The following is a 15,075-nucleotide window of genomic DNA, read 5'->3' as shown; positions in this document are numbered from 1 at the left end:
CCTACTCTGTGTAAGGGGCAGACTGATGGATATAAAAGATTAGACCTTGTCTGGAGCTGAAAAGTTACAGACTCAACCCAGTTAAAGCAAATTATTTGCTGTAACTAAATCGTACAGACGTGAAATCCATCAAATAATTAAGTTTAAGTCTAGGTTTGCTGAAAGATATTAACCAACCACAATTGTAACAGCTGATGCATATCAAGCTGATGTATAGCAAATTGATTATCCTCTTGGATGATGCTCGCTGTGAAGGCTAGCTAACCTTGCAGTGGCTACATGGGTGTAGATCTGTGTTGTAGACAGGTCGCTGTGACCCAGCAGCAATTGCACCACGCGCAGATCGGCACCATGGTTAAGCAGATGAGTCGCGAAGGCGTGTCGTAGAGTATGAGGAGAAAGCTCGGTGCTGATCCCAGCTCTAAGCGCATAAAGCTTAATACGGTGCCAGAAAGTCTGGCGCGTCATCTGCTGCGCCCGTTTAGATGGAAATAGCACATCACTTTGCTTGCCCTTAAGCAGCTCTGCTCTGGCAAATTTAAGGTAGGACTCTATCTCGCTGATAGCCAGTTCCCCTAGCGGCACTAAGCGCTCCTTGCCACCTTTACCAGTAATGCGTACCAGACCCTGACGCAAGCTTAGCTGCTCCATGGTCAATCCCACCAGCTCAGACACTCGCAACCCCGTGGCGTATAACAGCTCAAGCATAGCTTTATCACGACACTCTAGCGGATCATCATCTACAGGCTCAGCTAACAAACGATCGATATCTTCTTCGCTTAAAGAGTCAGGTAATTTACGCGCAAGTTTAGGCGACTCGATAAGTGCCATCGGGTCGCTATCGATCTGCTTTTTTACAATAAGGTAGCCATAAAAGCGTCTAAGACTGCTCATCATGCGGGCACTACTGGTCTTAGCGAAGCCTTTGTCGAAGCGTTCAGCCAAATAGTTGCGGATCTCGAACTGAGAGCAAGTCACTAGCTTGTCACCTTGCTTTTGCAGATAACGGTCGAGATGGCGCAGATCGGTGCGATAGGCGCTCAAGGTGTTATCACTTAAGCCCTTGGTTGACCAAAGGTCATCTAAAAACAGATCAATAATACTATCGGGCGTGTACTTGTCTGACACAGATTATTCCTATTTAGTTTAAAGAAGGGCCTAGGTTTAAAGGACCGAGGTTTAAAGGGCCTAGATCCTAGGTCCTAGAATCTAGGACGCTTCGCTGCGAGGAAAAGCAAAAGCCAAAAGCGTCAAGCTGTTATCTTTTGTTTTCCGGCTTTATCCGTCTTAGCCGTAACGGCTTTTCCTAGCTTTTACCGTTTTTGCCTTTCCGTCTCTGCTCTTCCTAGGACCTTCCATCCTAGAACCTGCTTTTCCTAGCTCCTAGGACCTTCTTTCAAACCTTCTTTTAAACAAAAAAGGCGATGTTCCTAGAAACATCGCCTCAATTTTATGTTATCAAACAGGCATTAGCCATTAATTTGCCGCTAACTGCTCTTTTGGCTTTTTAATCAGCATACAAGCCACGATTACGATAGCAGTAGGTAGTAACCATGCCATGCCTTCGTTATGTAGTGGCATAAAGTTAAACATGCTTACGTCCACTTTAGCCGCTTTAAAGCCATCAATAATACCGAAGAACAGCGCAACACTCAGTACGATACGGTGTGCAGCTTTCGGGTTTGCAAAGCGTTCAGTTAAGAAAGTCACCGCAACCAATGCAATAGCAACCGGATAAACCGTCATTAGCACAGGTACGCTAATGTCGATTAACTGCGCCAAACCAACGTTAGCAACCGTTGCACAAACAAGACTTACGATTACCACAAAACGGCCGTAAGAGATCTTTGGTAGTAGCTCATTAAAATACTCGCTACAGGCACTAATTAGGCCAACTGCGGTCGTTAAACAGGCTAGTGTCACTACTGATGACAATAACACCATGCCGCTTGCGCCAAATTTTGCGATTACATAGTTAGTTAAGATCACGCCACCATTTTCAGCACCTGCAGCTAAGTCACCGGCGGTTGCACCTAGATAAAATAGTGATACGTAAACAAATGCTAAGCCTGCCGCAGCAATTAATGCAGCTTTGATCAGATAGTTAGTCTGTGCTTTTGGCTCTGTGATGCCTTTCTTACGTAGAATGTCGATAATTAACATACCGAAGATCAACGACGCCAAGGTATCCATGGTGTTGTAACCTTCTAAGATGCCTTTAGTTAACGGGCTAGATTGATAATCCCCCACAGCAGCACCGATATCGCTACCAGGGATCACGATAACAGAGATCGCTAGGCCTACTAATAGCAGAATAAGGATTGGCGTTAACACTTTACCTACGCTATCAAGTAGCTTGCCAGGGAAGAGCGCTAGCACCATAGAAAGACCGAAGAAACCCAATGTATAAATAAGCTGAGTTATATTAAAGGTCAATCCAGCTATCATAAAGGTGGCTGATGTATCTTCTAGAAACGGCTTAAAGCCGACTTCATAAGCCACAAGTCCGGTTCTTGGTGCGGCGAACGCAGGACCTATGATGATAAAAATTGATACGGCTAATGCGGTCGCTGCGATGGGAGGAAGCAACTGCATAATTTTACCGTTCGCTTTAGCGACAGCAATCAGAGTAATAAGGGGAAGGCCGACCGCTGTAATAAGAAAGCCAAACATAGCTAGCGTAATATTTTCGCCCGCCAAAAAGCCAGCTAAAGGAGGGAAGATTAAATTACCCGCCCCCAAAAAGAACGCGAAGGTCATGAAACCTAACCCTAGCGTGTCTGCAATACTCATTTGATTATTCTGCACTTTATGCCCCATCATAATTTTATTTGGTTAAATATTTTCATACTGTCAAGCTCCTAAGGCACCACTTAGGATGACAACAAAAAAGGTGTAATCATTTATTTACACGGTTCCGTGGTAAATACGGCCCATTCTTGGCGAGTTTATGAACAGTAGCGGAAAAAAGAACGCTTAAATTGCTTTAAAACTGGTTTACCGACTCCAAAATTGGGCTTTTCCCCAACAAAGAGGGCATACTATTAACAGAGTCGTAATTAACAAACAAGCACGCATACGGAAAAACGGCCATTCTCGATACAAGCTGCAACAACTAGCTAACAGTGCATTTCCATTACTTACATTCACCCCATGAGCACCCACAACAAGACACATCCGCTTTAATAGCCAGCAAGCCACTCAAAGTGAGTAACCACTTACATGCAAAATAGCTAAAGCTTGTATAAAGCATTAACAATTAAACCTAGATTAGGAGATTACGCTATAGCCTTGATTAGCGTACAATTAGCTTCACAGTTAACACCACCTCAATATTGCCATGCCTTTTACCTTCAAACTCTTTCACGTCGATGACAGTCGTTGCGGTATGCCCGTTAGTACTGATGGCGTACTTTTGGGCGCTTGGGCACCATTAGTACAGGCAAAGACCATACTTGATATTGGTGCAGGCAGTGGCCTACTGAGCTTAATGGCAGCCCAACGCAGCCAAGCTAAGATTACCGCGATTGAACTAGACACAGATGCAGCCCTAGATTGTCAGCAAAATTTCAATGCTTGCCCTTGGTCAGAGCGTCTTGAGATTATTTGTGCTGATATTCAAGCCTACGCTCAAGCTCACTATCAGGCCGAGGCCCCCAAGCAGTTCGACCATATCATCTGTAATCCCCCCTATTTTGCCAATGGTCCACAATCGAGCAATACCTCTAGAGCCACGGCGCGCCATACAGATAGCTTAAGCTTCGATAGTCTACTAGCGGCAATAAAACAGCTTTTAGGCCCTCAAGGGGCTGCCAGCCTTATTTTGCCAACTGAATCGGTTAACCTGTTTGAAGCCAAGCTCAGCACGCATCAGCTAGAATTAAGCCAAAAGCTGCTGGCTGCAAGCGTTGAAGGTAAAACTGCCAATCGACAGGTCTTGGTTTTACGCCATACCGCAGCCTTAGAGCATCATGCCAAAGTAGCAACCCAGCCAGTTGTGGCAGCTAAGCATGAGGATGTTGCCCTACAGCAGCTTTCTATTCGTGAGAAAAATGGCCATTACAGCCAAGCATTTAGCCTATTGAGCAGGGATTTTTATTTAAAGCTTTAAGGATCTAGCGATCTAATCGTTTAAAGTCGCTTCTATAAGCTTTATAATACTCGGCTATTATTTATTGAGATGCCACGCATGCAATTTGAAGATCTCCAGCTTGACCCTTGTTTGTTAGAGTCACTGAAAGCAATGGGCCACAACAAGCCCACTACGATACAACAGCAAACAATCCCAGTCGCAATGGAGCAAAGAGATATCTTAGCTCGCGCGCCTACTGGCACGGGTAAGACAGCAAGCTTCCTTCTGCCTGCGTTGCAGCACCTTATCGACTTCCCACGCCGATATGGCGGCCGCGCACGAGTATTGATCCTGACTCCTACTCGTGAACTTGCTAGCCAGATCCACCGTTATGCTAGCCACCTTGCTACAGGGCTTGGTTTAGACACAGTGATCATCACTGGCGGTGTGCCTTACGGTCCTCAAGAAGAAGCACTGCAAAAGAACGTTGATATCTTAGTCGCGACTCCAGGCCGTTTAATGGAGTACCTAGATAAAGGTCACTTCAACGCTGAAGAAGTTGAAGTATTAGTTATCGACGAAGCAGACCGCATGCTAGACATGGGTTTTTCTGCCGTAGTTGAAAGTATTGCTATCGAGTCTGTTGGCCGTAAACAAACCATGCTGTTCTCTGCCACTCTTGAAGGCAGCGACGTGGGTCGTTTCTCACACAACCTACTAACGAATCCAGTAAAGCTAGAAGCTGAAGCGCCACGTAGCGAAAAAGCTAAGATCCACCAGTGGATCCACCTTGCTGATGATAAAGCACATAAGTTTGCGCTGTTGTGCGCACTGTTAAAACAAGAAGAAGTGCAACGCACTATCGTCTTCGTTAAGACACGTGAAGCGGTTGCAAGCCTTGAAGGTCTATTGCAAAAAGAAGGTATCACTTGTGCATTTATGCGTGGTGATATGGAGCAAAAAGCTCGCTTCCAAGCTCTTGGTCGCTTTACCAAAGGCGAAGTTAATATCTTGCTAGCAACTGACGTTGCCGCACGCGGTATCGATATTGATGATATTACTCATGTTATCAACTTCGATATGCCACGCTCTGCCGACACCTATGTACACCGTATCGGTCGTACTGGCCGTGCAGGCGCAAAAGGTACTGCTATCTCGCTAGTTGAAGCCCATGACATACGTGTTGTTGGTAAGATCGAGCGTTATATCGAGCAACCATTAAAGCGTCGTTTCGTTAAAGACCTGCGCCCGAAGAACAAAGAAGCTAAGCCGCCTGGAAAGAAAAAGCCTGGTCCAGATAACAGCAAGAACTTCAGCAAGAAGAACAAGAAGAAGAAAAAGAAGAAGTAATTAGGCTTCATTCTAATTATTAGGGTCACATTATGTGGCCCTTTTTAATACCTATCATCCAACTAACAACCTATTCTCCTGCAAATACATTACTACAACTTGAAACATTTCATTTACAAATAACGCTATCACCTTGACCATGAGTCTGGTAATTTATGCAAATAGAAGAAGTCTTTGCATGGAAACGCAGACCAGATGATGAATAAAATTAAAACCTTACTTCGAAGAATGTCACCGCTATTCATTCTTCTTGGCTTTATTGTTGTAGCAAAAATTCTGATCGACACTAAAGAAGCCCCTGAGCAAAAAGCCGATGAAGTACCTGTCGCCATTGTTGATGTTACCGAGGTGAAACAGCAAACGGTTTCTTTAAACCTACCCTCTTATGGCGTTGTTAGCCCTAAATATAAAACCCAATTAGTCACCGAAGTCCAAGGCCGTATGCTGACTATATCGGCTAACTTTGTTGCCGGTGGTGTGGTTAAAAAAGGCGATGAACTTGCGGTTATTGAGCCCTCTGATTACGAAGCCGACTTAATGCAGGCACAGGCGTCACTTGCCCAAGCCAAAGCAGCGCTAGAGGAAGAGCGTGCTAAAGGCGAAGTCGCTAAGAACGATTGGAAAGGCTATGACGGCGGCATTCCACCAGAGCTTGGGCTACGTCTACCACAACTTAAACAAGAGCAAGCGAATGTAAAGTTCCAGCAAGCAGCACTTGCCCGTGCCCAGCGTAACTTAGAGCGCACAGTTATTCGCGCGCCATTCGATGGCATCATCAAAGCCCGTAACGTCGACTTAGGCCAATATGTCACTTTAGGTACTAACTTGGGCGAACTGTACGACACTCGCATTGCAGAAGTCAGATTACCGCTATCTAACAATGATCTTGCTTACCTTGAATCAGTTGATAACCCAGATACCCATGTTAGCTTAAGCGCTGACTTAGCTGGTAAAACCATTACATGGCAAGGACAAATCATTCGCAGTGAAGGGGTTATTGACGCAGAAAACCGCATGGTTTATTTGGTTGCTGAAGTCAAAGACCCTTACTTACGTAACAAGCGTGCTGAAGGCCAATTACCACTTAAATACGGCACCTTTGTTACCGCAGTAATTAAAGGCCGCACTGTTGAAGGCATAGTAAAATTACCGCGTCATTTAGTACGCGAAAACCAAGTGACTATCGTTAATAAAGATAACAGCATTGAGCTACGTGAAGTCAACGTAGTGAAAAGTGATTTGGAAAATGTTTACATTAAAGACAGCCTACAAAGTGGTGAGCGGATATCTCTCACTAACCTGACTAATGCGGAAAATGGTCAAATAGTTAAAGTGCTAGGTGAAGAGGCCAACTCATCACAAGACATAGACTCAGATAGCAATAACACTGAAGAGCAACTTGCCAATGCAGGGGCTCAATAATGACCATAGACAATAATCAAGATAACCACGACCCAGCTTTGAGAGCCCCAAGCTCGCCTCAAACTGGCATTATTGCCTGGTTTGCTAGAAACAATGTCGCAGCCAACCTACTAATGTGGATACTGATCATTGGTGGTTTATTCAGTACCTTAATTATTAATAAAGAAGTTTTCCCCTCGTTTGAGCTAAATTACTTGCGGATCACCGTTGCCTATCCGGGCGCAGCGCCACAGGAAATTGAGGAAGGGATTACCATTAAAATCGAAGAAGCCATTCAAGATATTAATGGCATCAAGAAAGTCACCTCTGTCGCCAGCGAAGGTGTAGGCTCAGTGTCGATTGAAGTGGAAGATAGTTACGATCCACAAGATGTGTTAGATGAAGCTAAACTGCGTATCGATGCGATTTCTACCTTTCCGGTGAACATTGAAAAGCCCGATATTTATCGCGTCAAGCCTGAAAACAATGTGATTTGGATTTCAGTCTATGGCGATCAATCACTGCAAGAGATGAAAGAGCTCGCCAAGACGATTCGTGATGAAGTGGCCGCCCTGCCTGCGATTACCAAAGCACAAGTCACTGGCGTACGCGACTATGAAATTGGTATTGAGCTGTCAGAAGATAAGCTGCGTGAATATGGACTGACTTTCTCGCAAGTGGCTCAAGCGGTACAAAATTCGTCAATCGATCTACCAGGTGGTTCAATTCGAGCCAAAGATGGCGACATCCTGCTACGTACCAAAGGCCAAGCCTATACCGGCGAAGACTTTGCACAAATCGTAGTAAGTACTCGCCCTGACGGCAGCCGTATCATGCTGCCACAAGTGGCAACCATCAATGATAGTTTTGAAGAACGCCTCGAATACACCCGCTTTAATGGTCAGCCAGCCGCAATTATCGAGATCCTCAGCGTAGACGACCAAAACGCGTTGGATATTTCAGCGCAGGTCAAAGACTACATAGAGCAGAAGCGCGGTGCACTACCAACAGGTGCAAAGTTAGATACCTGGGGCGACTTGACCCATTACCTTAAAGGTCGCTTGAACATGATGCTGTCGAACATGTTCTACGGTGCCTTGTTGGTGTTCCTCATTTTGGCATTATTCTTAGAAATTAAACTGGCGTTCTGGGTCATGATGGGACTGCCTATTAGCTTCCTTGGCGCCATGCTATTTATGCCGCTAGAGCCATTCTCTTTGTCAATTAACCTATTAACCCTGTTTGCATTTATTCTGGTGCTAGGGATCGTGGTGGACGACGCCATTGTTATTGGTGAGAGTGCCTACAGTGAAATTGAAGAAAATGGCCACTCGCTAGAGAATGTAATTAAAGGCGCCAACAAGGTCGCCATGCCAGCCACCTTCGGGGTACTCACCACTATTGCCGCCTTTATGCCCATGCTAATGGTGTCAGGCCCACAAGGGATTATCTGGAAGTCTATCGGCATGGTGGTGGTGTTATGCCTAATATTCTCATTAATTGAATCTAAGCTTATCTTGCCTGCTCACTTAGCTCATATGAAACCGCGCAAGCCTCGTGAGCAACTAGGGCTGCTTGGCCGCTTAAAGGCCAAACTTAATGACAAGGTGCAGTATTTTATTCACAACAACTACCGCCCGTTTTTAGAGCGTTGTATCGTGCAGCGTTATAACGCGGTAGCCGTTTTTATCGGCGTGCTGATTCTCTCGATATCTTTAGTGATAAGCGGTCAAGTGCGCTGGGTATTCTTCCCCGATCTGCCGTCTGACTTTATTCAGGTCAATATTGAGATGGAAGAAGGCAGCTCTGAAGAGAACACCTTAAAAGTGGTGCAAGAGGTTGAAGAAGCGCTCTATGCCATGAACGATGAAATGGAAAAAGAGCTTGGCTACCCCGTGGTTAAACACAGCTTTATCAATATGAGTTCGCGTACCTCAGCGTTCTTGTTTGCTGAGCTAACTAAAGGTGAAGACCGCGACGTGGATGGTGAAACCATTGCAACTGAGTGGCGTAAGCAGCTACCAGAGTTACTGGCAGTTAAAAAGCTTAATATCAACGCCAGCACTAATGACAACGGCGGTGATATTTCGTTTAGATTGACCTCAAGTAACCTTGAGCAATTATCAAAAGCATCGGAAGAACTAAAGCAGAAGCTAGCCACCTATGAAGGCGTGTACGACATCTCCGATAACTTCTCATCGGGTAGTCAGGAGATCAAACTGCAAATCCGCCCTGAAGCTGAGGCTCTAGGGTTAACTCTGTCTGATCTCGCTCGCCAAGTACGTTATGGTTTTTATGGTTATGAAGCCCAACGTATTTTGCGTAATAAAGAAGAAGTCAAAGTGATGGTGCGCTATCCATTAGAGCAGCGCCGCACAGTAGGTCATCTTGAGAACATGATGATCCGCACTCCAAGCGGTGCAGCGGTACCTTTCTCTACCGTGGCAAAGCTAGAGCTTGGTGACTCTTTCTCGTCAATCACCCGCGTTGATGGTCGCAGAGCTATTAGCATTAATGCTAATGCTGACACCAACAAGGTCGAACCTTCTAAAGTTGTCGGCGAGATCCAAAAGGATTTCCTACCAACGCTGCAAGCCAAGTACCCTAACATCTCAACCGCCCTCGATGGTGGCAGTGCCGACGAGCAAAGTGCCTTGATAAGCTTATTGCAGGGTTTCTTCTTTGCGCTATTTACTATTTACGCGCTAATGGCTATCCCGCTTAAATCTTATAGTCAGCCGTTAATCATTATGTCGGTGATCCCATTTGGCATGATTGGTGCGCTATTTGGTCACTTTATCTTAGGCCTCAATATGAGTATTTTGAGCCTATGTGGCATCGTGGCATTAGCCGGTGTAGTAGTGAATGACTCGCTGATTTTAGTCGACTTTGTTAACCGCGCACGCGCTGAAGGACAAAGCATAGTTAAAGCCGCAGTGGATTCAGGCTGCTATCGCTTTAGAGCGATTATTCTGACGTCGCTCACCACCTTTGTTGGCTTAGTGCCAATTCTGTTAGAAAAGAGTTTGCAAGCACAGATTGTGATCCCTATGGCCGCATCACTAGCCTTTGGTATCTTATTCTCAACCGTTGTAACCTTAATATTGGTACCTTTGCTGTACATCATCTTGGATGATATTAAACGCACTTCACGTCGTTTCTTCAATTGGTGGTGGCAACCGAAATCGGATCAAGCTTCGGTTTAACGTAAGCTTTTTAAAAGGGAGACATTGAGTCTCCCTTTTTAATGCCCTCTCACCGACTCATATTAGAGAATCCGATCCAGCAAACAGATTTACTCAGCCTGAACCATTAAGCTGTTATTCACCATCTCTCGATAAGCTCGCTCATGACCGACAACCAAGCCACACTCGTTTACGATATACGTGATAGCCGCTACCTCAATATTACCGGTCGCTGCACCTTAAGATGCCAATTTTGCCCAAAACATAATGGCAGTAAACAAGTGCACCAATACCAACTCGATCTTAACCGTCAACCCAAGAGCCAGGAGCTGATTGCGCAATTGGGTGATGTTTCAGAGTTTGATGAATATGTATTTTGTGGTTATGGCGAGCCAACGTTAAATTTAACCACTCTGCTCGAAGTCGCTAAAGAGATTAAGCTGCGTGGCGGTAAGGTCAGGGTCAATAGTGACGGGTTAGGCAATCTGTTCCATCGACGCAATATCTTGCCCGAGCTTGCCACTTGTGTTGATAGCCTGTCTATTTCACTCAATGCCGATACCGAAGCGCTGTATCTTCAGCATTGCCGCCCAAAACTTGCGGGCGCTTACCCTGCCTTACTCGAATTTATTAAGCTTGCACCACAATATATTAAGGATGTGCAAGTATCTGCAATCAATGGCTTAGAAGGAGTTGATATCCAGGTTTGCCGTGAAATAGTTGAAAGCAGAGGTGCAAGCTTTAAACAACGAGAGCTCGATATCGTCGGTTAAAGGATTTAGGGTGTAGGTTTGAGTTTGAGTGTGGATTTGGATTTGGCTTTAGCCCTAAGGCATAGCACCAACAAACTTAAGCTCCCTGTAAATTACGTCGCGTAAGTTTAATCATGCCATTGAATACTTAAGGCCCATAGTGAGCTAAAACCCTATCAATATCTTGTTCGTATGAGGTTAACAAACACTGGTTAGAGGGACATTTCGTGTTAAGATACTGAGCATAATAACTGTAATCAAATTCGATACATGCTAACCCGCAAACAACCTTTATTGATAAGTGCCCAGGGGATCCATTGGTCCCAAGCTCGCATTTTAGCCGCCGCTAGTCAGTTCTGTATGCTACTAGTCTCGGTGATCATTCTTACTAATATCATAATCACCTTAGGTGAAAGGCGTTTGCAGGAAGACTGGGCAACTCAGAGATACAGTGAGCTACAAGCCGTTGGTGCGTTAATCTCAGATAAAGTGACCTTCCAGCAGTTTAGAACCCAGATGTTTGCAAAGTCAGAACTGCTTAAACATTACCTTGCGCTACCCAGCCCAGAAAACCAAGCTAAGCTACTGGATAACTGGGACATTCTAGTCGATAACGTCCCAGAGCTATTAGGCATCGCCCTGTACGATCCGCAAGGCCAGCACAGATTTGCCACCACGAATGACTTTGGTAAAGAGAGTCTCCCTCCTGCATTACTCGGTGCTACCCGTAATATGGGCGGCAATGAGATTTATACCTCACCACTAGAATTTACGCCGATTAACGGCAAACTTGAGCCCTTCATGTATCAGTTCTCATGGCTTGAGAATCCTGACCAGAGTGTACGTGGCTACCTGGTGACCTATAACTCGATGTCGAAAATGCTCAAAAGCATAAAACCCGCCTACTCGAGTAAACAGGCACCGTTAATGATGTTAGATACCCAGGGCTTACTCTATGCTGGAGCCCAGTCAAAACCCAACATCAGCCGCTTACCTGAAACTATGGGCGGCAGCTTGAAGCAGTCATACCCAGCCCTTTGGCGCAAAATGGCCATGAGCAACTTTGGCCAGTTCCATGGCGATGTTGCCACTTTCGTTTATCTGAAGGTGGAGCTAACCACTCAATATGAAACCCGCCGAGAGTATTTTTTAGTCTCTTATATCAAGAATGAAGACATAGCGTCCAAATTCTCTCAATGGCGCAATATTCTTATTGGGGGAGCGATACTGCTCACCTTACTGGCAAGCTTTGTCATCTTCTTAACCCATGCGTACCGATTAGTGCAGCGTTCTCGTGAGTTTAGTATCGACATGACTAACCGCTTATTCGATAGTGAGGACGGTTGCGTCATAGCTAACGATAGTGGCCGCGTGCTAACGGCTAACCCTGCTTCATCTAAGCTGCTAGCTCTGCCTCTCGATGAACTCTCAGATCGTAGCTTACAACGTATCCTTAATTTAAATGACGACCAATATAGTGATTTCCTCCAAATCATGGAAGCTGAGCAGCATTGGCAAAGTGAGCTATGTATTGATAGTACGCCTGAGTCTTGGCTGAAAGTTCGTGTACGCTTTGAAACCAGTAAAGATGAGAAGCGTCGCTATATGCTAGTCACTTTTGAAGATATAAGTGAGCTAAAACAGAGTCAAAAAGAGGCGATGTTAAACTTCTTACTTAACGACGGCCCCATCGCTTGTGTATTGACCGATCCTAAAGGTCTTGTGGTTAAGTCAAACAACGCTTTCAATTCGCTGCTGCAGATTGAAGCTGACGAAGCGCTAAACGTTACCCACTTATTAAGTGAGGACTTTAGCAATCATTGGCCGCAAATCGCCCAACAGTTGATCATTCAAGGTACTTGGAAGGGGCAGGTTTTTGCCCAATTTGATCATACAGAAGATACTTGCCTACAAACAACCTTAAAAGGCCATCTAGACAGTGGCGGTGAACTAGAGTTCATCCTCTGTACTTTTGAGCCAGCAAGACTCGACCCGGCCAATAGAGCCTCCAGTGGCTTAGTACCACACAGAAGCACTGTCTTCAATCACAAGAGCGATCTAGAGCGATACTTCAATAATTTAAGCCAGCATTGTAAGGACTTCTCCAGCTTACTGATTTTGGATATCAGCGCCGAAGGTATGTTGAGCCATATGAGTGATATTGGTCAGCTTGAATCTCGTCAAAAAGAAGTGGAGATCCATTTACTGCGAGATCTACCTCACCGCTATCAAATGTCCCATTGGCAGCTCGGTAAGCTTATCGTGGTATTGCCCGATACTGACTCAGATCAGGCGCACTACTTCGCTATTGAGACACTCAATAAGCTTACAGACAATGGACTAGGAGAAGGGATCTGCATAGGTATCGCCTCCTATCAAACAAAGCAGGACCTTGAGCAATTTATTGCCAATGCCGAAGTAGCCTTAAAGCGAGCCAAACAGACCGGAGAGCAGAATATCTGCCAAGCCTACACCCGACTTCTGACTTAACATAAGTCTCGCACCGTTAGATAAGCCCTCACTCAACAAGAGGGCTTGCACCTTTTAATACCAATTAGTATAAAGATTTGGTCGCTCAGCGAGAGTTTAGCGGCACTGAGACAAGGCAACGAGTGCAGAGCATAGTTACTCTACGTTTAAGCTTGTTAACGCAGTATCAGAGCCGCTAAAACTCGCCATTCTGGAGCGTTTTTGGCTGCCTACTTCTGCGTTGAATAACTTCACAAGGGAGCAACCATTCTTTCAGTTATTCGCCTTGAATTAGTTTGCCAAAAACGCTCTGAGTTGAGCAACTTCTTATACTGGTTGGTATAACTCCTCTTCGAAAGGAGCATCTTCCATACCCGCGACTCCAGAAGGTAAGTCACTCTCGGTAATCTCAATAATAGCAGAACGATTCATAGTGATTTTATAACGCGCATATTGGGAGTCTTGTTTACCTTCACGCAGCGCAACAATCAGATTCACTTGATAGCGACGTTCAACTGACTCATTACTTATCTTCCCGTCATGCTCCTTATAGATCTTAGCCTTACCGCGCTCTAGGTTACGAGCAAAAGGCACAAAACTGAAGTTAACTTGCTCCTGAATCATCGAATATCCGGCTAAGAAGTCCTTGTGCGACACTCGAGTATGAATGCCGTAATGGAAGATTTCAGAATCAATTTTATTCTGACTATGTCGCTTAGTGAGGATCTTTGATACGGCGTCAGGAAGCTCCTTTTTGCGCATAAATTCAAGCCAAACTAATTGGCGAGCGATAATATTTTTACTGGTTGTATCGCTTAGCAGGCGACTCCAACGGGGTCGTCCTTTTTGAATAACTCGCCACATTGCATTGCGAATATCATCTTTAAAGATCTCACGGAAACCGTAAATCACCGCCAAAGTCAGCACTAAAGCTATCGTCAGACCGCTAAAGAAGCCCTGAGCCTTAATAATCAATGCAGAAACCACCAACATCACCATGCCAGTAGCAATACCTGTGGTCATTTTTTTAAGCCCAACCCCTAAGGTTTTTAGCTCCTCTTTAAGTACAACACCTTGCTGAATTAATCGACGTAGCAGCAGCATTTTATTGGCAATACGGTTGGGGTCTTTGATCGTTTGGGCTGAATTATAATTATTCTCTTGTCGGTACAAGGCCTCCGCTCGGCATAGCGCAACCACCTTGTCGGTCACTTCAGTAAAGTCACTACTTCTTGGCGCGTGCGCAAGCAGTTTGAGTAAGCGCTGCTCACATAGCCAAGAAAGGTAGTTATCCGCGTTTTCAAAGTAGGACTTCCACTTTTCATCACTGGGCTCGTTACGCCTAAAACGCTTAAGTAGGTGAATAACCTGCTCACTCAACTCATCGAGCGAGTGATAAAACTTTTCAAGATCTTCAATCTGAGACAACTCTTTACTATCGGTCTCAATGGCTACCGAAAACTGGTAGGCAAACAAGTTTAAGTACAGCCTAAACTCGTCAACGGTGCGTTTTTTCTGGCTGACAAAGCGACTCTGTACTAGCGGCAGATGCAAGCCCGATGAGTAATAAGAGCGACGACCTGTGATTGAGGAGTGATAATACTCCTCCTCGTTAAGGCTCTGTGGATTGATCCCCATCTCTTTAGGAAGAAAAAAATACAGATCAAGACGTCGACTATCACCGGACTCCATCTGATGAAGAAACTTAATCGATAGTGCTTCTTCCTGCTTTATTCTGACTTTAGACACAAACACCTTTTAAATGACAAAGAAAATGATGGGGTAATGACAATATTGAACGTTATTGTATGAGGGGTGCAACTAACTTCAATGATCTCCATTAGTC

At 45.1% G+C, this 15,075-nt stretch carries 9 protein-coding genes; 6 read left to right on the top strand and 3 right to left on the bottom strand.

Features of this window, described 5'->3' with window-relative positions:
• Window positions 1-225: 225 nt before the first annotated feature.
• Window positions 226-1,128, bottom strand: coding sequence for a site-specific tyrosine recombinase XerD (gene xerD, locus K5Q73_RS13070; protein WP_220759169.1), 903 nt, complete (start codon window positions 1,126-1,128; stop codon window positions 226-228).
• A 348-nt stretch (window positions 1,129-1,476) separates the two neighbouring features.
• Complete coding sequence (gene brnQ / locus K5Q73_RS13065; RefSeq protein ID WP_220759200.1) at window positions 1,477-2,820, bottom strand: branched-chain amino acid transport system II carrier protein; 1,344 nt, start codon at window positions 2,818-2,820, stop codon at window positions 1,477-1,479.
• Window positions 2,821-3,340: 520 nt separating this feature from the next.
• On the opposite strand from brnQ, the gene K5Q73_RS13060 reads away from it, so the two are divergent.
• The 6 genes from K5Q73_RS13060 to K5Q73_RS13035 all read left to right on the top strand — a co-directional run bounded on the left by K5Q73_RS13060 (window position 3,341) and on the right by K5Q73_RS13035 (window position 13,250).
• Window positions 3,341-4,111 (top strand): tRNA1(Val) (adenine(37)-N6)-methyltransferase, encoded by a 771-nt coding sequence (locus tag K5Q73_RS13060; protein WP_220759168.1) that lies wholly within the window; start codon window positions 3,341-3,343, stop codon window positions 4,109-4,111.
• 78 nt (window positions 4,112-4,189) lie between these two features.
• Complete coding sequence (gene srmB, locus K5Q73_RS13055) at window positions 4,190-5,422, top strand: ATP-dependent RNA helicase SrmB (RefSeq protein WP_220759167.1); 1,233 nt, start codon at window positions 4,190-4,192, stop codon at window positions 5,420-5,422.
• Window positions 5,423-5,617: 195 nt separating this feature from the next.
• Window positions 5,618-6,844, top strand: coding sequence for an efflux RND transporter periplasmic adaptor subunit (locus K5Q73_RS13050; RefSeq protein ID WP_220759166.1), 1,227 nt, complete (start codon window positions 5,618-5,620; stop codon window positions 6,842-6,844).
• The gene (locus K5Q73_RS13045) at window positions 6,844-10,029 is read left to right on the top strand and encodes an efflux RND transporter permease subunit (RefSeq protein WP_259650690.1); all 3,186 of its coding nucleotides are present in this window, start codon (window positions 6,844-6,846) and stop codon (window positions 10,027-10,029) included. Before K5Q73_RS13050 ends, K5Q73_RS13045 begins: the two co-directional genes overlap by 1 nt.
• Before the next feature lie 143 nt (window positions 10,030-10,172).
• A complete protein-coding gene (locus K5Q73_RS13040) occupies window positions 10,173-10,781 on the top strand; it encodes a TatD family nuclease-associated radical SAM protein (RefSeq protein WP_220759165.1) in 609 nt (202 codons plus the stop codon).
• Window positions 10,782-11,030: 249 nt separating this feature from the next.
• Window positions 11,031-13,250 (top strand): PAS domain-containing protein, encoded by a 2,220-nt coding sequence (locus tag K5Q73_RS13035; protein ID WP_220759164.1) that lies wholly within the window; start codon window positions 11,031-11,033, stop codon window positions 13,248-13,250.
• 306 nt (window positions 13,251-13,556) lie between these two features.
• Here K5Q73_RS13035 and K5Q73_RS13030 read toward each other — a convergent pair whose 3' ends face one another.
• Window positions 13,557-14,978: a hypothetical protein gene (locus K5Q73_RS13030; protein ID WP_220759163.1), complete on the bottom strand. Its 1,422-nt coding sequence runs from the start codon at window positions 14,976-14,978 to the stop codon at window positions 13,557-13,559.
• Window positions 14,979-15,075 lie beyond the last annotated feature (97 nt).

The sequence above is a fragment of the Shewanella sp. MBTL60-112-B2 genome, from assembly GCF_019655055.1.
Taxonomy (GTDB): domain Bacteria; phylum Pseudomonadota; class Gammaproteobacteria; order Enterobacterales; family Shewanellaceae; genus Shewanella.
Note: the sequence above shows the minus strand (reverse complement) of the source record. Positions and strands in the feature narration are given on the sequence as shown.